This is a genomic window from Corynebacterium sp., from assembly GCF_030532715.1.
Lineage (GTDB): Bacteria > Actinomycetota > Actinomycetes > Mycobacteriales > Mycobacteriaceae > Corynebacterium.
Genome location: NZ_JAUNKO010000002.1, coordinates 458,395 through 476,863, shown reverse-complemented (window position 1 = coordinate 476,863; position 18,469 = coordinate 458,395). Strand labels below are relative to the sequence as shown.

The 18,469-nt window shown below is 59.1% G+C and carries 17 protein-coding genes and 4 tRNA genes; 7 read left to right on the top strand and 14 right to left on the bottom strand.

The genetic code is table 11. From position 1 onward, the window contains the following. Window positions 1-39: 39 nt before the first annotated feature. From Q4D83_RS05250 to gltX, 6 genes are all read right to left on the bottom strand, one after another. A tRNA-Glu gene (locus Q4D83_RS05250) sits at window positions 40-112 on the bottom strand. Window positions 113-263: 151 nt separating this feature from the next. Further along, window positions 264-336, bottom strand: a tRNA-Glu gene (locus Q4D83_RS05245). Between the two features lie 88 nt (window positions 337-424). Continuing rightward, window positions 425-1,831 carry a hypothetical protein gene (locus Q4D83_RS05240; protein WP_303173574.1) on the bottom strand — a complete coding sequence of 469 codons (1,407 nt, stop codon included), beginning with the start codon at window positions 1,829-1,831 and terminating at the stop codon, window positions 425-427. A 121-nt stretch (window positions 1,832-1,952) separates the two neighbouring features. After that, window positions 1,953-2,025: transfer RNA gene (locus Q4D83_RS05235), tRNA-Glu, on the bottom strand. 27 nt (window positions 2,026-2,052) lie between these two features. Then, window positions 2,053-2,124 (bottom strand) — tRNA-Gln (locus Q4D83_RS05230). A gap of 98 nt (window positions 2,125-2,222) precedes the next feature. Next, on the bottom strand, window positions 2,223-3,695 hold the full coding sequence (gene gltX, locus Q4D83_RS05225) for a glutamate--tRNA ligase (protein WP_303173572.1): 1,473 nt from the start codon (window positions 3,693-3,695) through the stop codon (window positions 2,223-2,225). Between the two features lie 84 nt (window positions 3,696-3,779). Between gltX and Q4D83_RS05220 the strand changes: the two genes are divergently transcribed. Next, entirely contained in the window at window positions 3,780-4,883 is a 1,104-nt protein-coding gene (locus tag Q4D83_RS05220) for an isochorismate synthase MenF (protein ID WP_303173570.1), read from the top strand. 36 nt (window positions 4,884-4,919) lie between these two features. Here Q4D83_RS05220 and Q4D83_RS05215 read toward each other — a convergent pair whose 3' ends face one another. From Q4D83_RS05215 to Q4D83_RS05205, 3 genes are all read right to left on the bottom strand, one after another. Continuing rightward, entirely contained in the window at window positions 4,920-5,462 is a 543-nt protein-coding gene (locus Q4D83_RS05215; protein WP_303173569.1) for a hypothetical protein, read from the bottom strand. Between the two features lie 277 nt (window positions 5,463-5,739). Then, the gene (locus tag Q4D83_RS05210) at window positions 5,740-6,087 is read right to left on the bottom strand and encodes a PadR family transcriptional regulator (protein ID WP_303173567.1); all 348 of its coding nucleotides are present in this window, start codon (window positions 6,085-6,087) and stop codon (window positions 5,740-5,742) included. A gap of 1 nt (window position 6,088) precedes the next feature. Continuing rightward, on the bottom strand, window positions 6,089-6,538 hold the full coding sequence (locus Q4D83_RS05205; RefSeq protein ID WP_303173566.1) for a hypothetical protein: 450 nt from the start codon (window positions 6,536-6,538) through the stop codon (window positions 6,089-6,091). Between the two features lie 95 nt (window positions 6,539-6,633). Here Q4D83_RS05205 and Q4D83_RS05200 point away from each other — a divergent pair, with 95 nt between their 5' ends. Next, window positions 6,634-7,413, top strand: coding sequence for a MerR family transcriptional regulator (locus tag Q4D83_RS05200; RefSeq protein WP_303173564.1), 780 nt, complete (start codon window positions 6,634-6,636; stop codon window positions 7,411-7,413). Between the two features lie 7 nt (window positions 7,414-7,420). Here Q4D83_RS05200 and Q4D83_RS05195 read toward each other — a convergent pair whose 3' ends face one another. The 4 genes from Q4D83_RS05195 to Q4D83_RS05180 form a co-directional block, all read right to left on the bottom strand. Beyond that, on the bottom strand, window positions 7,421-8,347 hold the full coding sequence (locus tag Q4D83_RS05195) for a CPBP family intramembrane glutamic endopeptidase (protein WP_303173563.1): 927 nt from the start codon (window positions 8,345-8,347) through the stop codon (window positions 7,421-7,423). A gap of 288 nt (window positions 8,348-8,635) precedes the next feature. After that, entirely contained in the window at window positions 8,636-9,433 is a 798-nt protein-coding gene (locus Q4D83_RS05190) for a fumarylacetoacetate hydrolase family protein (RefSeq protein WP_303173562.1), read from the bottom strand. A 38-nt stretch (window positions 9,434-9,471) separates the two neighbouring features. Continuing rightward, entirely contained in the window at window positions 9,472-10,125 is a 654-nt protein-coding gene (locus tag Q4D83_RS05185) for an exonuclease domain-containing protein (protein WP_303173560.1), read from the bottom strand. Further along, on the bottom strand, window positions 10,125-11,984 hold the full coding sequence (locus tag Q4D83_RS05180) for a DUF294 nucleotidyltransferase-like domain-containing protein (RefSeq protein ID WP_303173558.1): 1,860 nt from the start codon (window positions 11,982-11,984) through the stop codon (window positions 10,125-10,127). The genes Q4D83_RS05185 and Q4D83_RS05180 overlap by 1 nt, the downstream gene beginning before the upstream one ends. Before the next feature lie 185 nt (window positions 11,985-12,169). Between Q4D83_RS05180 and Q4D83_RS05175 the strand changes: the two genes are divergently transcribed. The 5 genes from Q4D83_RS05175 (at window position 12,170) to Q4D83_RS05155 (ending at window position 17,432) form a co-directional block, all read left to right on the top strand. Then, window positions 12,170-13,225: an iron-siderophore ABC transporter substrate-binding protein gene (locus Q4D83_RS05175; protein WP_303173557.1), complete on the top strand. Its 1,056-nt coding sequence runs from the start codon at window positions 12,170-12,172 to the stop codon at window positions 13,223-13,225. Window positions 13,226-13,234: 9 nt separating this feature from the next. After that, entirely contained in the window at window positions 13,235-14,236 is a 1,002-nt protein-coding gene (locus Q4D83_RS05170) for an iron ABC transporter permease (protein WP_303173556.1), read from the top strand. After that, on the top strand, window positions 14,233-15,240 hold the full coding sequence (locus tag Q4D83_RS05165) for an iron chelate uptake ABC transporter family permease subunit (protein ID WP_303173554.1): 1,008 nt from the start codon (window positions 14,233-14,235) through the stop codon (window positions 15,238-15,240). The genes Q4D83_RS05170 and Q4D83_RS05165 overlap by 4 nt, the downstream gene beginning before the upstream one ends. Window positions 15,241-15,255: 15 nt before the next feature. Further along, the gene (locus Q4D83_RS05160; RefSeq protein ID WP_303173553.1) at window positions 15,256-16,056 is read left to right on the top strand and encodes an ABC transporter ATP-binding protein; all 801 of its coding nucleotides are present in this window, start codon (window positions 15,256-15,258) and stop codon (window positions 16,054-16,056) included. 353 nt (window positions 16,057-16,409) lie between these two features. Next, on the top strand, window positions 16,410-17,432 hold the full coding sequence (locus Q4D83_RS05155; protein ID WP_303173552.1) for a hypothetical protein: 1,023 nt from the start codon (window positions 16,410-16,412) through the stop codon (window positions 17,430-17,432). Here the strand turns inward: Q4D83_RS05155 and Q4D83_RS05150 are convergent. Then, window positions 17,429-18,445: a 3-isopropylmalate dehydrogenase gene (locus Q4D83_RS05150; RefSeq protein ID WP_303173550.1), complete on the bottom strand. Its 1,017-nt coding sequence runs from the start codon at window positions 18,443-18,445 to the stop codon at window positions 17,429-17,431. The two genes, Q4D83_RS05155 and Q4D83_RS05150, sit on opposite strands and share 4 nt — an antisense overlap. Window positions 18,446-18,469 lie beyond the last annotated feature (24 nt).

Here is an 18,469-nt window from a genome sequence, read left to right as displayed (position 1 = left end):
TAGGGCGGAACATGCAGCCTGTAAGTTTGGTGTACTTAGTACCCCGTACGGGATTCGAACCCGTGCTACCGGCGTGAAAGGCCGGCGTCCTAGGCCGCTAGACGAACGGGGCTTGCGGCTGCTTGAATCAATTTACACGAATACCCGTAGACCAAGAAATCCCCAGTTCAAAGCACGTTCCCCGGCCCCACGCAACGGGTACCGCAGTGACTTCCAAAATAGTGAAATCCCTACACACTGTAGTGTGCAGGGATCACTTCATGTACCCCGTACGGGATTCGAACCCGTGCTACCGGCGTGAAAGGCCGGCGTCCTAGGCCGCTAGACGAACGGGGCTTGTTTAAGCTTGAACAGCTCAAACGCGATTCGCTTATGGACCCGAACAGTGAGTATAACAGGTGGAACTTTGTGCTCAAAGTCGTAGCTAACCTCGCGGAATACACACCACGAGTTTGCCTAGTTCCTGCGGGTTTTCAGCCTGGATGTTTACCGCCAGCAAACCGTTAAGGACATAGATATCGGTAATCCGTTGCCCGATAAAACTCAGGACGTCTTCCTGCTTCCTTACATCGTAGAGCTGGTACTGCCCCATCCCTGGGTGTGCTGAGTTATATAAGCTCAGCAATAGCATGTGCCCATCTTCAGAAACCGTATGCAGGTTGGAATTAAACTTACTGAATTGAAATGCCACCTTGCGCTCACCGACTCGAGCGAAATCATCTGGACCCTGAGGGTGCGGAGTGTACATCTGCTGGTACACCACCTCACCTTTGGCATTCACCACAACCGTGCCGTTTTCCGCAACTTCTCGGAACGCCTCATATGGGTACAGGGTGGTGTTGCCGCCCCAACCGTACGGATGGATGGTGTACCGTCCGGCCTTTTCGCGGTGTTCAATTTCCGTACCGTCGGCTCTGTACGCCGTTAGCTCCGCGGGTGGGTCGTCCGCTTTGGATTCCGGAACCGAACTGAGGTGGCGAATAAACCAGCCGTCGCTCATGAGGTGCACCCAGCCAGAGTCGCGACTTTGAGCGAGCAATGAACCATCGTTGGTGTCAATGGATGATATTTCGTTCACCACGCGGGTGTTTGTGCCAGACCATTCCGGATCGGCCGCAATCTCTTCGGACGTCAGTTCGCGTTGGCAAAAAGCTACGGCACCGTCGGAGATAAGCTGGCACGAGGTCTGATCTGGGAGGTCGTGATGCCAAACAGTGGCACCGTCGTGAACTCCAACAAGCTGATTCATTGACGCCTCAGCAACGCTAGAGTGCCCTATGTGCAGGATTGTGGTGTCGCCATGTTTTCCTAGGTAGCGCACCTGAGCTCGCGAGGCATGCATCGGCAACGATTGCACCTCCTCGCCGGTGCGCACATCAAGCCCTCGAATCACGGAATCTTTGTCAGACGAGCAGTACACGATGCCGTCTTCGGAGACGTCAGCACAATCGAACGCATCCACCTCATAGATTTTCGTTTTTGTTTTCGCATCGTAGCCGGCGAGGGTAAATCGTTCCGAGCCCGTCTGGCCATCATCAACGGTGAGGTTCACCGCCAGCACTGTGCGCGCGGCGTCGCTACCCAAAAACCGGCCGCTGCGTGCCGGTATTTCCAGCATGTCCGCGCCGTTGCTATAGCGATTGTCCAAAAAATTGCTGGTGGAGTTGGGTTTGGCCACGAAATTGCTGTAATCGTGGGTCAGGTCCGACCGTCCACCGTGTTTCAGGGTGAAATATAGTGCCGCCGCGATCCCCAAAACGCTAGCTATCGCCATGATAAGTACAACCACCCCAATTGCTATCCCATCCCGCCAAGTACGGTCTTTTGCCATGGCAGCCTGCCCTTCCACCAATAATATTTACACTCAAAATACTAGTGGGTGCCGTGGCCATATTCGCACAAAAAGCCGCCTCGGGGCATCCATGAACATGATGCTCCGAGGCGGCACGTAGTACCCCGTACGGGATTTGAACCCGTGCTACCGGCGTGAGAGGCCGGCGTCCTAGGCCGCTAGACGAACGGGGCTTGTGTGAGCGAATACGAAACTCGCCGCTGGCCTACCTGGACTCGAACCAAGAATGACGGTACCAGAAACCGTAGTGTTGCCAATTACACCATAGGCCATTGTTGCTTGCGGGTACCCCGCTGTGCAACGTGACATACTATAGCCGCGCCGGAGTGCTGGGCACAAATCCGCAGCTCAACGCGGCGTCGATAGGCGGTTAGGCGTAGGGGGTTGCAGCGCGGGCGGCGCGTAACCTCGTGAGGGTGGATTCTTTGCCCAGCAATTCCATGGATTCAAACAGGGGTGGCGAGATTGCTTGCCCGGTGACACCGACACGGAGGGCGCCGAAGGCCTTGCGGGGTTTGAGCTGGAGGTCTTCGATGAGCGCTTTGTGGAGCGCGGCCTCAATGCTCGCCGTTGTCCATTCGTCAACGTTTTCGAGCGCAGCGATGCCCGCTTCGAGCGGCTCAATCGCATCTTCTTTCAGGTTCTTGCGTGCGGACTTTTCGTCCAGCTCAAGGTCGGCGTCGGCGGTGATGAGGAAGCGCACCAAATCCCAGGCGTCGGCAAGTTTTTTAATGCGGGTTTGCACGAGTTCGGCAACCACGGCGAAATCAGTTGCCGGGTAATCGGCGGGGAACCCTTTGTATTCCTCGAGGTACGCCCGCAGCCGCGCACTGAAATCGGCCGGCTCGAGCAAGCGAATATGGTCGGCGTTAATGGCTTCCAGTTTCTTCTGATCGAAGCGCGCCGGGTTGCTGAGCACGTCGGCGATTTCAAAGTTCGAAACTAGTTCCGAAACGCTGAAAATGTCCTGATCCGCAGCCAGCGACCATCCCAGCAACGCCAGGTAATTCAGCATGCCCTCCGGGAGGATGCCGGCGTCGCGGTGATGGAACAGGTTCGACTGCGGGTCGCGCTTGGAAAGCTTCTTGTTCCCCTCCCCCATGACGAACGGTAAGTGCCCAAAAACGGGGGTTTGCTTTGCGACGCCGATCCGCTTCAGCGCCTCGTACAGGGCAAGCTGTCGGGGGGTCGACGGCAACAGATCCTCGCCGCGGAGCACGTGGGTAATGCCCATGAGCGCATCGTCAACCGGGTTGACCAGTGTGTAGAGCGGGGAACCGTCGGAACGGGCGACGACAAAGTCCGGTTGCGTCTGGGCCTTGAAGGAAATGTCGCCGCGTACCAGGTCGTGCCAACCGAAATCCTGATCGGGCATGCGCAACCGCCACACGGGCTTGCGCCCCTGCGCCTCAAATTCAGCGATTTGTTCGGCGCTCAGGTTGCGATCGTAGTTATCGTACCCGAGTTTCGGATCTCTACCTGCGGCTTTATGGCGCTGCTCAACTTCCTCGGCGGTGGAATACGCGGGGTACACCTCGCCGGCGGCCTTGAGCTTTTCCAGCACCTCGCGGTAAATGTCCATTCGCTGGCTCTGGCGATACGGTTCGTGCGGGCCGCCTGTGACCACCCCTTCGTCCCAATCCAAGCCGAGCCAGTTCAGCGAATCGATGATCGCCTGGTAGGACTCTTCGGAGTCGCGCGCGGCGTCAGTATCTTCGATGCGAAACACAAAAGTGCCCCCGGTGTGGCGGGCGTATGCCCAGTTAAACAGGGCGGTACGCACGAGGCCGACGTGGGGGGTACCCGTTGGCGATGGGCAGAAACGAACACGAACTTCAGACATGGTTTTTGAGTTTACCTTTTGGCTCCCCCGGCGGCCTGTTGCAGGGTAGGGGCTGGTGCCGCGCATGGCGTAGGATGGTCACTCATGTGTTCTCGCCCGTCGACTGCGCCTGATTTTTTGCTCTCGCGAGCACATGGCTCTGTTCGTACCCAAGGCAGCCTCGCCACGTTTACGGACCCCTGGGAGGCTGCGGACGCGTTGCGGCGCGGCACACACACCATGATCGTCGGCGCAATTCCGTTCGATTTAGAGGAGCGGTCGGCGCTGCACGTGCCCGCCCATATTGTGCGCACGAAGGGGCCACTAGAGCCGCCGGCGCATTATCGTTTGGAGCGTCGCATCCACGCCGAAGTGCTAAACGACGACCCGGTGCGCATCGTACACCGGGACCGCGTGCGCGCCGCGGTGGAAACGATTCGGCGCACGAGGCTGGACAAGGTGGTGTTGGCCCGGGCGGTGGATATTTCGTTTGTGGAGCCGGTGGATCCGCTGCTGATTGCGGCGCGACTTATTGATTACTCCCCGGACCGCAATGGGTTTTTCGCCGATCTTTCCCCCGCTGGGGGTCGTTTTTTGGGCCGGAGCTTGGTGGGTAGTTCACCGGAGGTGTTGATTCGTCGCACAGGCGACCGGGTGAGCACGTATCCCCTGGCCGGCTCCGCGCCACGCAGTACAGTGCGCGCGGATGATCGTGCGATTGCGAAGCAGCTGCAGGCCAGCGCCAAGGATCTCCACGAACACCAGTTCGTAGTGAAGCATATTGCGTCGGCGTTGCAACCGCTGTGCTCGGAACTATCCGTGCCGAAAAGCCCAGAGATCACCTCCACCGCCGAAATGTGGCACCTAGCCACTCCAATTTGTGGCACGCTGCGCGACCCGCACACCAGCGCGCTGGATATCGCGTTGCGTGTGCACCCCACGCCGGCAATCTGCGGAACACCCACCCCGATTGCCAAGGATTTGATCCTGCAAGTGGAATCTGATCGGGGATTCTATTCCGGCGCGGTCGGCTGGTGTGACGCCAACGGCAACGGCGAGTTCATGGTGGCCATCCGGTGCGCCGAAACTGACGGTGTACACGCCCGGGCGTGGGCTGGCGGCGGCCTTGTGGACAATTCAAACCCGGATACCGAACTCCGCGAGACCGACGCGAAGCTACGCACCATGATGCGCGCCCTCGGGCTCTAACGGCCTAGGAGACAAGGCCACAGACCGGACTCGGGGCTACACCCGGTATTTGGCGGCGAGCTTGGCAAATCCCGCATAGTACGCTTCCACCGCTGCGGCGTCGTCGCCAGCGCGCAACAACTCGTTGGTGGGCACCACCAACGTGCGATAAATGTTCAAGTACTCTTCGCGCGCGGTTGGTTGAGCGTTGATCCGTTCCACAATGAGCGGGGCCTTGCGGTAGTACTCCGTTACCTTGTCGCGCAGCTCAAGGTGCTCCGCTGCGAGGCGGTCACGGTGTGCGCGCAAGGTGGCCAGCTCGATGCCATCGTCTTGAAATTGTTCGCCGAGTGCAACCTCGCAAGCGGTGGTGAGGAAACAGCCCTTGCGCACCGGCTCTGGCTCCGGTTCGGGTTCCGGTTCGGGGTCCAATTTGCCGCTGCTAATAAATAACGCCCGGCTTTCCGCTTCTTTTCGGTCATTGTATACTTCCGGCTGGCCACCATCGGCTAATAAAACATACATTCGGCCGTTTTCTTCAGCGGTGATGACCCAAGGTCCACGATTATCGCCCGCCTGGGATTTCACTCCGATTAGCATCACGCTGTTCCTCCAAAGCCATACTCAAGCCGCGCCAATTGCAACAAATATGATTTGAGGGTACTTTTTTCCCACGCCCTTAGCAAGCATGTTTTCTGCCCGGCACAGGCGATGAACTGGGCTGGTCAAGACTAGGTTTCCGGCGACAAAGCCCCACAACCGCCGCACCACAAAACCCCCGAGACTTCAGACCTTTCAATAGTTATTACTATTTTCTTAGCTGAGCGTTTTCGGGGATTTCAACTGGGTGGGCGGGTTTTCCGCGGCGTCGATAAGGTTATGGTTCGACCAAACTCCGCACTACTTCTTTTAGGAAAATCTTCCCCATTTCTGTTACTGACAACACTTTTTTCTTTTTGCCAGTGCGCGCGGCAGCAACCTCCGCGGCGACCAAAAAACCATCGTGCTCCAAGCGACGAATGGTGCGGTACAAGCCACGCTCGGTGACGGTCCACCCGATGCGCCCGTTGAGCTCCGCGGCGACCTCCGCCACCGTGACCTGGCTACGTGCGGCCACGATCCCGAGGATCACCGGCGTGAGCATCGACTTTTTGTAGGTTTCCACCCACTGCTCGATTTTCGCCACCAGCCATTCCTCGGTTTCGTTCGGCCGTACATGTGTCACACTAATCCTCCCATCCGCGCCCGAGGATCGTGCCGATGATGTGTATCATCAACCCAATTCCCCAGAGCGCACCTATCTGCAATGTGAACCCAAACCACGGGGTCCCCAACAAGAGATTCGCCATGTCCATCGCGGTGCCGTTCGCGCCGGCACGCACGCCCTGCACAAGGGCGTGTATTTGGAACGAGCTCACCACCGCTACATAGCTGAAGGCGTGCGCGACCACCGTACCGAAGCGAATTCGGGCCAGTGCCCTGCGCTGCCAAATGAACCACGCCGCCATGCCGAGCGCAAGCACCACCATGAGAACCTGTACCAGCGGGCCAATACGGCCGCCGCCAAACGCAATAACCAGGTGAATGACCAGAAGGGAGCCGAGGACTCCCAGCACGTAGGGCACGAGCACCTTCCTGGCGTTCACCGTCTCCGGAATCGTTGTGTATGTGCTCATGCCTTAAGTGTACCAGTAGTACAGTACCTTTGGGAAGGATCTTTTTTGGACGTACGCTTGCCTTGACGCTACGGAAAGGTTTTACGGTCTCAACCATGGAACGGACAATCGGCGAAGTTGGAAAGCTATTCAACATCACAATGCGCACGCTGCGCTATTGGGATGAACTTGGGCTCGCCTGCCCCAGCTTCCGAGACTGGAATGACTACCGCCTCTACACCGAGGAAGACATCGAACGTATTGGCCAGGTCATTGCCTACCGCGCGGTGGGCTTCTCGCTCAGCGAAATTCAAACGCTTCTCGACGACCCCGATGCCGACTCCATCACGCACCTCCGCCGCCAGCGTGAGGTGCTGATCAACCGAAAAACGGGCCTGGAATCCATGATCCGAGCCCTCGACACACTGTTGGAGGACAGCATGCCAAAGAAACTCACCAACGAAGAAAAAGCCGAGATCTTGGGCGAGCTGTGGAACCCCAAGTGGGAGGAAGAAGCCTTCCAGCGTTGGGGCGACAGCCCAGAGTGGAAACAATCCGAGCAGATCAAAGCCCAAATGACCAAAGCCGACTGGGAACGAGTCAGCGCGGAAACCAACGCCCTTGAACAACGCTTAGCCGACGCGCTTGAACTCGGCGTAGAACCCGGATCCAAAGAAGCCAACGCACTTGCCGAGGAACACTTCGCCAGCATCGCTCAATGGTTCGAAATGAGCCATGACAAGCACGTGGTTCTCGCCCGCGGCTACACCGAGAATCCAAGCATGAAAGCACACTACGATAACCGCGCGGACGGCCTTGCCGAGTGGCTACGTGCCATTATCGAGGCGAACGCGCAAGCCAATGGCGTAGACGTGCACAACGCACAATGGATGTAATTGCGCACTAAGCCCAAAACGGTTGGGCTACCGCGCCGCGGCGAATAATCACCCGCACCAGCCATACGACAATCGCGGTACTGAGCACCACGGCGACCGCACTAGCCTCCACTCCGAGTGCGCCGCCGCTAAGTATCGCATTGCCGGATGGTTCGGACACCAGCCAACTTTCATAACCCATGATATTGGTGGTGCCACTACCAAACACCGGCCCACGTACAAAGTTCCACGCTACGTGCGCAGCAATAACCAGCCATAACGAGCGGAACAACACGTACAAAGCCCCAAACAAAAAGCCCGCCTCAAGAGTGATGGCCAGAAACTCCCACACCCCCACCCGCGGATTAGCTAGGTGCGCCACCCCAAACATAATTGAGCTCACCACCAACGCCGGCCAGGTGCCGAAAATCTGCTCAAGATAGCGGAACATCACGCCCCTGTTGAGGATCTCGTCGGCCACAGCTGGCGCCACGCTCACCACCATCAGCATGGCCCACGGCAAGCCCTGCCGCGCCCCCGTAAACTCGATGCCGCCGAAGAGATACACCAAACCGATGATGGCGCACATCAGCGCCGCGCCGATAGACGATCCGAACAATGTCATCACAATGGGCCGCCGCAATTCAAAGGGGCGTCTACGCTCCAGCCAGACGATCAACCCGTACCCCACGATCGCGGCAATGCGCACGCCCGCAACCATGAGCAACATCACCGGCACGTCCTCGGAGACAAAATACGTGGCCAAACCGAGCCCGGCGGTTGCCAACGCCGTGCAAACATAGATCAGCATCAAGGCTGGCAACCAGATGACTGCGGGATGGGTGATGTGCCACCGCCACGTTCGCATCCCGGCAAGTGTTTCGGGAGTGCGTTCTACTGAGTCCATGGGCCGACCGTCAGTAGCGCGCAACGTGGGGAGGGTAGACGATTTCATGCCCTCATAGTAGGGAACAACGAGGGCACGAACATAACGCTCAAAACCTAGCCCCACCTGGGATTATGCGTTGTGTGCAACCAGCCGGGACTGTGCGGGGACTTTGCGTCATTGATCAACAATGAGACGCAGTCCCCAAAGAGGGGGAACCGCCACCCGGTGATGCACAATCCGTACGCCCGCGGCGAGCAGCCTGACTCAATGCTGCTTCCGGCAATCGGCACCGCGGGAATGAACGAAGTTTCAGCCGCACTAGACGGGGCGCGGCTGGGCACGGCATTCGAAAAACTAGGCGCGTTCCACGGGGTTGCCAAGACGGCCGATGCCGGGAATCTCCACCTCAATAAAGTCACCCGGGTGCATCGCCTCGGTGCCAGCGGGCGAACCGGTAGACACCACATCACCCGGCATCAGCGTCATGGATGCAGTGATGAATTCGATAATCTCACCGATGTTCATGATCATCTGATTCGAATTGGAGTCCTGCTTGGTTTCCGTCACCCCGTTGTGGGTCAGGTGCGCCTTGATAGGCAGGTTCGTCGTATCAATGCAATCCAGGTCTGTTTCAATCCACGGGCCAAGCGGAGCGAAGGTATCAATGCCTTTCGCACGGGCCCACTGACCATCCGAAAATTGCAGGTCGCGGGAGGAAACGTCGTTAATAATGGTGTACCCGAGCACCACGGACTTCCAATCACTAGCCTTGACGTTTTTGCACGGCTTCGCAATCACCAAGGCGAGCTCGCCTTCGAACTCCACATTTGTGGCGAATTCCGGAATCTTAATGGCGGCGCCAGGGCCGATGACCGCCGTGGGCGGCTTCAAAAACAGGGTTGGGGGCAGCGATTCGGCGCTCTTTTTAAACACCTCCGCAACGTGGTCGGCGTAATTGCGTCCAATCGCCACAATTTTGCCGGGAAGCATCGGAGCAAGCAGGCGGACCTCATCCAGCGGCCATTCGCGTCCCGTGTATTCGGGTGCAGTAAATGGCGTCTCTGCAATTTCTCGGCATTTCAACGCTGCGTCATCGCCTTCGATGACGCAGAAACACATTCCTTCGGGGTGGGCAATTCGACCAAAACGCATGTGGCATATCCTACACACAGGTTAGGTAACGGTTTGCATTACACCTGCAAGGATTTGAGGGTGGTCCCCCGGAATGAGGCAGCCAGCGCGAGATAGAGTTCGGCGCAGGCAAGCGCATCAATCAGTGCATTGTGGCTGCGGTACGTTGGCAACCCGTAACGCTGCCTAATACGCGGCAAACGCAAGTCCTCCCCGCGCGGGTATGTGCCCATACGTTCCATATGGCGGCGCTCGATAGCAAAGGTATCCACCACCGGAACCACCAACTCCGCGCCGAAATGCCGCTGACAGGCGGCCGACAAAAACCCCGTCTCCATCGCCGCCCAATGCACCAGCATCACACGCCCTTGAAGCGCCTGTAATAAATCCGACACCGCTTCCTTGGCGTCAATCCCCTGTTCAATGTCGTCGTCGGTAAGGCGGTGAATCACTGCGGAATCCCCCACCTCACTGCCGCGCAACACGCGGTGTCCCGCGCCGCCAAGCTGAATCTCCCCGTGATCGATTGGCACCCAGCCAATAGACAATAGATCGTGCTCGCGCGGTTTCAAACCAGTCGTCTCTACATCCACGGCGAGCAGCGGCAATTCCGTAATCTTTGTCGCAGGTTTCGGCGGCGCCACCGCGTAAAACTCCTGCAACGCTCCCTGCGCCTTGCGGCTAGCCCGATCGCGGGCGGAAAACCCAAACACTAGATGTTCCTCACTGGGTACTTTGTGGCCAACGCGCTCTGCATACTCTTGATGATCTGGAACGCATCGCGCAAATGCTCGCGATCAAGCTTGCCGAGCTCCTTGGGGTCGATGTGATAGTTCGGCCGTTCGCCCTTACGCACCTGATTCGCCTGCTGCTGCAACGCGATCGTGTTGAGAAAATCGAACGCATCCCGCAAATCCTCGGCGCCGCGAGCGGAAACCGCACCGTGCCCGGCAGCCTGGGAAAGGCGCTCCCGTGTGCCCACTGCATGCACCCCGGACGCAAGCGCGAACAGCCGCGCCATTTGGACGATCGCCGCGGTGCCGCCCTTTTTCACGTCGAGTGTGTTTGCGTACTCGCCGCTGCGATCTACGACCAAACCACGGAAAAAGCCTAGCGGTGGTTCGCGGCGAGCCGCGAGGGTGGCTAGGTGTGCGTGCAACCTACCGGCATTGCGGGCTGTTTGCACCGCATTTCGAACCACCTGATCCGCAAGCTGCTTGTCACCGTAGATTCCCCGCATGTCAAAGAAGACTTGCGCATGCAGCAGTGCCTCCGGTTCGGGGGCGGTAATCCAGGTATGGAACGCGTTGTTCCACTGCGACACCGTCATCCGCCATTCCGGGTTGCTCGCCATCATGTCACCTGGGCACAGGACTTGGCCGGCGGCGTCGAGACCAGTGCACACACGTTTGGAAAGCTCGGCGAAATAGGAGCCGTGTTCGGCTTCGACGTAGGCGTCGGAAAGCACGAGCGCGTTGTCTTGGTCGGAGGCCAAGCCCATGCCGCGCCGCCCCTGGGAACCCAACACCACAAACGCATACGGTACGGGCGGCGGGCCGAGCTCAGCCTCGGCGAGGGTGATCAGCCGGCGGGCGAGGGCGTCGGCAGCCACGGTGAGCAAGTTGGTTACTTCCTCAGGGGAAGCGCCGCGCTCAATAAACCGCACCGCAACATCGTGCGCGGAATCGTACACCTGTTTAAGCTCTTCGGTGGTAGTACGGCGCGCCAAATCCGCAGTGAGGTAAATAGGATCGTGGCGCAATAGGCGCATAATGTCCGCCGAGGCGACGATACCCACAAGTTTGTCCGAATCCACCACGGGCAAATGATGAATCCCCATTTCGGCCATGATCAGCATCGCTTCGAACGCGAGCGTTTCGCTTTCCACCACCCGCGGCTGCGCCGTCATGATCTCAGTAACGGGCAGGGTAACGTCCATGGCGCCGGCAACCACGCGGCCGCGCATGTCACGGTCCGTAACAATGCCCTCTACGGAGTCGTTCGGCCCGGTAATCAGCAACGAGGACACATTATTGTCCTTCATAAACTGCGCCGCCTGCTGGATCGTTGCCGCCGGGGAGACGGTCGCCGGGGTGGTGATCATAAACTCCTTCAGCCGGGTGCGCAGCACGTCCGACGAAGACTGTTGGCGCAAACTGCTCGCCGCAGCGCTCATACGTGCGGATTGCCCCGAGAAGAATCGGGCGAGTTCTGGATGCTCCTGCGCCAGCGGCACGAACGCCTCCCGCGGCAATAACAACGCGAGGGTATCCTCCACCGCAACCATGGTGTAGTGGCAGGTTTCGTCCCCAATCAGCGTGGAGTAGCCAAACGAACGGCCCGCGTCGCGGCGATCCAACAGCACGCCCTCGGAATCGAGCACGTCCACCGCCCCGGAGCGAATGATGTAGGTGTAGTCATTCGTATCCCCAGCGGCGATAATCGTCTCCCCCCGGCGAATGTACTTCATGGTCATTTGCGCAGGCAGGCGATCAAGCACGTCAGATGGCAGTTGCGCGTACGGTGCGCTGGCCGCAAGAAAATCGCGGACCTCATCCAGTTCAACACTCATACCGCAAAACCCTACAGGGTGACTCGCCCCACATGAAGCGCTTTGTTGTTATTCGAGGCACGTACCCCACAACAAGATAGTAAGCCCTTACTACTAAACTATTTGCTTCAAATATCGAGGTTAGCTTAGGCTCCTAACATTAAGATCGATCAGTTCGCTACAACTTTTGGAGGAGCACGAACCCGATGCGCCGAACCGTCCGTTTATCACTTGCCGCCACGGCCGCCACACTGTTGCTGGCCCTACCCGCTTGTTCCACCGAGCAACCCACCACTGCCAGCCAGAGCTCCGGCGCCGCAAGTTCCGCTGACAGCAACGCCCAATTCCCAATCACAATCAAACATGCGTTGGGGGAAACGACGATCAAACAAAAACCGGAGCGAGTCGCTACCGTGGGCTGGTCCAACCACGAAGTGCCGCTCGCGTTCGGTGTGGTACCCGTGGGGATCTCCAAAGTGACGTGGGGAGACGACAACGGCGATGGCATCCTTCCGTGGGACGAGGAAAGAATCAAGGAGCTCGGCGGGGAAACGCCCGTGCTCTTCGACGAAACCGATGCCATCCCCTTCGAGCAAATTGCCGATACGAAGCCGGACGTGATCCTCGCCGCTTACTCCGGGTTAAGCCAAGAAGACTACGACCAGCTCTCGAAGATCGCGCCCGTGGTGGCCTACCCGAACAAACCATGGACCACCACAACCAGCGAACTCATTTCGCTCAATGCCACCGGTTTGGGCATGCAAGACAAGGCGGAAGAGTTCCAACAGGAGGTCGACGCTGCCGTCACTGCAGCGTTTGAGAAGCACCCCAACCTCAAGGGCAAAAAAGTACTGTTTTCCTCCTTCGGTTCGCAAAACGATAAGTCCAAGGTCGGCTTTTACACGCTCGAAGACCCGCGCGCGGGCGTGCTGAAAACGATCGGCTTCGGCGTGCCCAAGATTGTGGAAGAGGAAACTCCAAAGGCCGAAAACTTCTGGGTGGAGCGCTCCGCCGAAGAACCGGAAGCGTTCGAAGACGTAGACATTATTATTTCCTACGGTTCCAATGACGCCGCCACCAACGAACAAACCTTGAAGGAGCTACAGGCGGATCCGCTGCTGAGCAAGATTCCAGCGATTCGGGACGGCCACGTGGCGTTCCTCGGCGAAGGCCCCGTAGCCGCAGCGGCAGGCGGTTCGCCCGCGGGCCTCATCTGGGGTGCGGACAAGTACTTCGAAATCGTGAGCAAAGCAGCCGAGTAAGTCGCACCGATGCAGGCTTTCGTTCCCCAACGCCTCGCCGCCGTGGCCGCATTGCTTGGCGTCTTGGCACTTGCCATCGTCGCTTCCATAGCGTTCGGCGTTCGCTCGGTCCCGTTCGAGGATGCGGTGCTGGCGGTGCTCGGACATATGAGCAATAACGATCAGTCCGCGGCGGCTGCCCGCATTCCCCGCACCGTACTTGCCATTATTATTGGTGCCGCCTTAGCCGTCGCCGGCACCACGATGCAAGCAATCACCAGAAACCCGCTTGCGGATCCCGGAATTTTCGGCGTGCTGTCAGGTGCTTCGCTCGCCGTAGTCATTGGCCTGGCGTTTTTCGGACTCACGCACCCAATTCCCACGATGATCGTAGCAATCTGCGGTTCGGCGGTAGCGGCGGCGACGGTCTATTTGATTGGTTCGCTGGGCCGTGGCGGCGCTACCCCATTGAAGCTCGCCCTCGCTGGCGCAGCCACATCGGCCGCCATGAGTTCGCTCATCAGCGCGATTGTCCTGCCGAGGGCGCGCGTGATGGACACCTACCGCTTCTGGCAAATTGGCGGCGTCGGCGGCGCAGAATGGACCCCGATCGCTCTCGCGGGACCCTTCCTCATCGTCGGCGGCGCAACCTGCCTGCTCAGCGCCAGCAAGTTGAACACGCTTGCGCTTGGCGACGACGTTGCCACCGGCCTCGGCACAAACGTCGCCGTCGCCCGCCTCGTGTCCTCCTTTGGCGCCGTCGTTTTGTGCGGCACCGCCACCGCCCTCGCCGGACCGATTGCGTTTGTCGGCCTCATCGTCCCGCACGTTTGCCGGCTCGTGGTAGGAACAGATCATCGGTGGCTCCTACCAATCAGCGCACTGTCCGGAGCCAGCCTTCTCCTCATCGCGGACACGCTCGGCCGCGTAATAACCCGCCCCAGCGAGATTGCGGTAGGCATCATCATGCCGCTCATTGGGGCACCAGTGTTCATTTGGATTGTTCGCCGATACAAGGTGCGTGACTTGTGACCACCAACCTCATTGCTTTTCGACGCCGCCGCCGCAACCGCCTCACCATCATCACCGCACTCCTCGCGGCGCTGCTCACAAGTATGTTTTTCTTCGCCCTTATAGTGGGGGAAACCTGGTACAGCTTTGGCGAAGTCATGGCAGTGATAGCCGGGGACACAGTACCCGGGGCATCGTTTAGCGTCGGCGAAATTAGGCTACCTCGAGCAAGTTTGGCGATCGTTGCGGGCGCGGCATTCGGAGTTTCCGGCATCACGTTTCAAACAATGTTGCGGAATCAATTGGCGTCGCCGGATATCATCGGAATCTCGTCCGGCGCCAGCGCTGCGGGCGTGGTCGCGGTGGTGTTTTTCCACTACTCCCAGACCGCGACGTCGATAGCCTCACTGGTGGCGTCACTTGTGGTAGCGGGCGTGGTGTATCTGCTATCGCTGCACGGCGGGTTCACCGGGACACGGCTCATCCTCATCGGCATCGGGGTGGCGGCGATGCTCAACGCGGTGGTCACATACTCGCTCTCGCGCGCAGCCGCATGGGATTTGCCGACGGCCACCCGATGGCTCAGCGGCTCACTCAACAGTGCGACCTGGGAGCGGGCGGTGCCAACGAGTGTCGTGGTCTTGGTGCTGGTGCCGCTGATGGTGCTCCTCAGCCACCAGCTCAACCTGCTGCGCCTCGGCGACGAACTGGCCACCGGGCTCGGATTGCGGGTACCGCGCGTCCGCATCACCGCAATCATTACAGCCGTAGCACTCATTGCCGTAGCCACGGCTGCGTGCGGGCCAATCGCGTTCGTGGCGTTTATGGCTGGGCCGATCACCATGCGGATCGTCGGCCCAAGCGCGCCACTGATCCTGCCGACGGCGCTCGTGGGCGCGCTCCTCACCCTTACCGCGGACCTGCTTGGCCAATACCTGTTCGGTACGCGCTACCCCGTGGGCGTGATCACCGGCGCACTTGGCGCCCCCTACTTGATATTCCTGTTGATTCGGACCAGCCGTTAGGAAGAACTCCCCACCGTGACACTCACACACCAACTTCGCGCCGAAAACGTCACCCTTGGGTACGGCGAACGCACCATCGCTTCAAACCTTTCCGTGCGCATCACCCCAGGCGCGATCACCTCCATCGTCGGACCCAATGGGTGCGGCAAATCCACCCTCCTCCGAGCGCTTTCCCGCCTACTCGCCCCACAGACTGGGCAGGTGCTGCTCGACGATAAACCCCTCACTGGCTATCCCGCGAAACAACTCGCCCGAACGCTCGGACTGCTTCCGCAAAGCCCGGTGGCGCCCGACGGCATTGCGGTTGCGGATCTCGTCGGGCGGGGTCGCACTCCACATCAAGGGCTGTTCGGCAGGTGGTCGCAACAGGATTATGAAATTGTCAACGAATCCCTGGCCGCCACTGGCACCCTCGAACTGGCCGAACGCAGCATCGATGAGCTGTCGGGCGGGCAGCGGCAACGCGTGTGGATCGCCATGGCACTCGCACAACGCACCGACATCCTCCTGTTGGACGAACCCACCACCTTCCTGGACGTGGCAAATCAACTGGAAGTGCTCGACCTGCTTACGGAAATCAACGCTGAACGAGGCACCACCATCGTGATGGTGCTGCACGACCTCAACCTCGCCGCACGCTACTCGCAGCAATTGATCGCCATGGTCTCGGGTTCCATCTACACCACCGGCACGCCCGCCGAGGTGATTACCCCCGCCACCATGAACGACGTATTTGGCATCGAAGCGCACATCATGCCGGACCCCGTATCGGGCGCGCCGATGGTAATGCCGAAAGGCCGCCATCACGTTATCTGAGAAACCTTGGCAGTAACGTTGAATGAACGTGCAGTCAGGCTGAATCCATGATGTAAATTCTCAGCAATTCCGGCCCGCTGAAAGGATAATCGAACTCACGTCCAAAGCTGCCAAGAGTGCAGTGTAGCTTCAAAAATTACTTCGAATACCAGGCGGCACCAAAAACCATTCTCGGCGCGAAACTGCCACAATACAGCAATGTAACGCTTGGATAAAGGTATGGAATCAATGGTCCTTTGAGCAGCGTTTTTAAAGGAGCTTTCAAGGGAAAAACTCTTTCACCAAACACGGTTGCGGACTACAATTCGAGGGTATCAGCCTCACGTTTTGTTGCAGCCTTTTGAGGAGGAGACGTGAAAATTGTCGATCTTTCCCCGACCCAGGAAATCGTAGAATATACCAACTGGTCCGGAATCTTCCATGCATACGGGGCTGCAACGGACACCCCCGAGCATTTGCAAGCGCTTCTCGGCACGGACGAACGAGCCATTGCGGTCGCCATCGACCACCTGTTCACCGCTACCACGCACCAGGGCGACTACTACCCCGCCGCCGAACCCGCGGTATCGTTCGTAATCGCCGCACTTGACGAGCTCAACCCCGAAGAAATCTTCTACGAGCAGCTGCGCAGCGACCTCCTTGGCTGGCTAAAGTTCGCGGGCGATAGTTTTTACGGCCCCGCCCACGTCGCGGAGGACGTAATCACCCAATTGTTGGGCCTGAGCTACACATCCCCCACCGACTACGTGGAATTGACGGAAGTATATGTGGCATGGGCGACCACGCCCCATACGAAACAATTTCGCCGTAAAATTCGCAACCGATTGGTCGCCGAGCTCGACACCTGGTTGGGCAGCATTATCCGCTGGCCACTCATCCACGGGCTAGGCAGGTTAGGGCACAGCGTGACCCGCTATCTCAACGACCCCGACCCGATCGTACAAGCATTCGCCGCGATGCATACCCGCAACAAGAAGGGGACGCGAAAGCTCAACCGCGCGTTGACAAGTATTACTACCTGGGATCCGCACTATCCCGCCGAGGTGCTGCGCCCCCTCGTGTGCGAATTGCTCAACCGCGCGAAAAGCATCGATGAGATTTTGCCCGCCGCGGTCGCGGTAATGCGCCACGGCAATTTCCGCGACCAGGAGTACTTGGAATTACTGGCGTTTGCGCTCAAGCACCAGCAGCCGATCGGCAGTTCACAGCGGGTGCTGTTGAAAGCACTTGTGGAAAACGATACTGCGTGGCGCCGCACCACCAGCGACGCACTAACCTACCGCCTCGAATCATTGGCGCTGCCGAGCACTCGTGAGCAATTGCGCGAGTATCTCGCTGCGGAGCCACAACGAAAAACGCTTACCAGTACTGCCTAACGCAGCGCGGCGGCGATGCGGTCCCCCACTTCGGCAGTGCGAACGGGACCGGCCGTCCGTGCGGCCACGTCGGCGGCGACCACTTCTTCAATTCGCACCGCGTTGTGCTCGTCGCCCACATGGCGAAGCATCATCGCCGCCGACAGAATCGCAGCCGTGGGGTCGGCAATGCCCTGGCCCGCAATGTCCGGCGCCGATCCGTGCACCGGCTCGAACATGGACGGATTGGTGCCGGTGGCATCGATATTGCCGGATGCCGCCAGCCCGATTCCCCCGGTAATCGCGCCCGCAAGGTCGGTCAAAATATCGCCGAACAGGTTATCCGTAACGATTACGTCGTACCGGCCGGGGTCGGTCACCATATAGATCGTGGCGGCGTCGATATGGTTGTATTCCACGGTCACGTCAGGATATTCACGCGCCACATCTGCGACCGTACGTTCCCACAGCCCGCCGGCATTGACCAGTACGTTCGTTTTGTGCACAAGGGTAAGTTTGCGGCGACGCTGCTGCGCACGCTCGAACGCGTCGCGGACTACACGCTCCACCCCATACCGAGTGTTTTGGCTGACCTCGGAGGCAACTTCGTGCGGGGTGCCTTGGCGCAGAGTGCCGCCGTTACCGCAGTAAAGGCCTTCGGTGCCCTCCCGCACCACCACAAAGTCGATCTCGCCCGGATTCGCTAGCGGCGAGGTGGCGGTGGGATAAAGCCTGGCGGGGCGCAGATTCACGTGATGATCCAATGCGAACCGCATTTTAAGGAGCAGGCCGCGTTCCAGCACGCCGGGGGGCACCTCGCCCGGCGCCCCAATCGCACCCAACAAGATCGCATCATGTTCGCGCAAGGATTCCAGGTCTGCGTCGGTGAGCAATTCGCCGTTGCGGAGGTAGCGTCGGGCGCCGAGATCGTATTCGGTGGTTTCGATGTCGTCACGCACGGCGTGCAAAACTTTGAGCGCCTCGACGGTTACCTCGGGGCCGATGCCGTCGCCACCAATCACAGCCAGTTTCATAATGTGGGAATCCTCTCTCACTAC

Excerpts from the sequence above, each read along its gene's own strand:
- Q4D83_RS05240 (WP_303173574.1), bottom strand. The coding sequence starts at position 1,831 with ATGGCAAAAGACCGTACTTGGCGGGATGGGATAGCAATTGGGGTGGTT.
- Q4D83_RS05175 (WP_303173557.1), top strand. The coding sequence starts at position 12,170 with ATGCGCCGAACCGTCCGTTTATCACTTGCCGCCACGGCCGCCACACTG.
- Q4D83_RS05170 (WP_303173556.1), top strand. The coding sequence starts at position 13,235 with ATGCAGGCTTTCGTTCCCCAACGCCTCGCCGCCGTGGCCGCATTGCTT.
- Q4D83_RS05220 (WP_303173570.1), top strand. The coding sequence starts at position 3,780 with ATGTGTTCTCGCCCGTCGACTGCGCCTGATTTTTTGCTCTCGCGAGCA.
- Q4D83_RS05190 (WP_303173562.1), bottom strand. The coding sequence starts at position 9,433 with ATGCGTTTTGGTCGAATTGCCCACCCCGAAGGAATGTGTTTCTGCGTC.
- Q4D83_RS05195 (WP_303173563.1), bottom strand. The coding sequence starts at position 8,347 with ATGAAATCGTCTACCCTCCCCACGTTGCGCGCTACTGACGGTCGGCCC.
- gltX (WP_303173572.1), bottom strand. The coding sequence starts at position 3,695 with ATGTCTGAAGTTCGTGTTCGTTTCTGCCCATCGCCAACGGGTACCCCC.
- Q4D83_RS05180 (WP_303173558.1), bottom strand. The coding sequence starts at position 11,984 with ATGAGTGTTGAACTGGATGAGGTCCGCGATTTTCTTGCGGCCAGCGCA.
- Q4D83_RS05200 (WP_303173564.1), top strand. The coding sequence starts at position 6,634 with ATGGAACGGACAATCGGCGAAGTTGGAAAGCTATTCAACATCACAATG.
- Q4D83_RS05150 (WP_303173550.1), bottom strand. The coding sequence starts at position 18,445 with ATGAAACTGGCTGTGATTGGTGGCGACGGCATCGGCCCCGAGGTAACC.
- Q4D83_RS05215 (WP_303173569.1), bottom strand. The coding sequence starts at position 5,462 with ATGCTAATCGGAGTGAAATCCCAGGCGGGCGATAATCGTGGACCTTGG.
- Q4D83_RS05205 (WP_303173566.1), bottom strand. The coding sequence starts at position 6,538 with ATGAGCACATACACAACGATTCCGGAGACGGTGAACGCCAGGAAGGTG.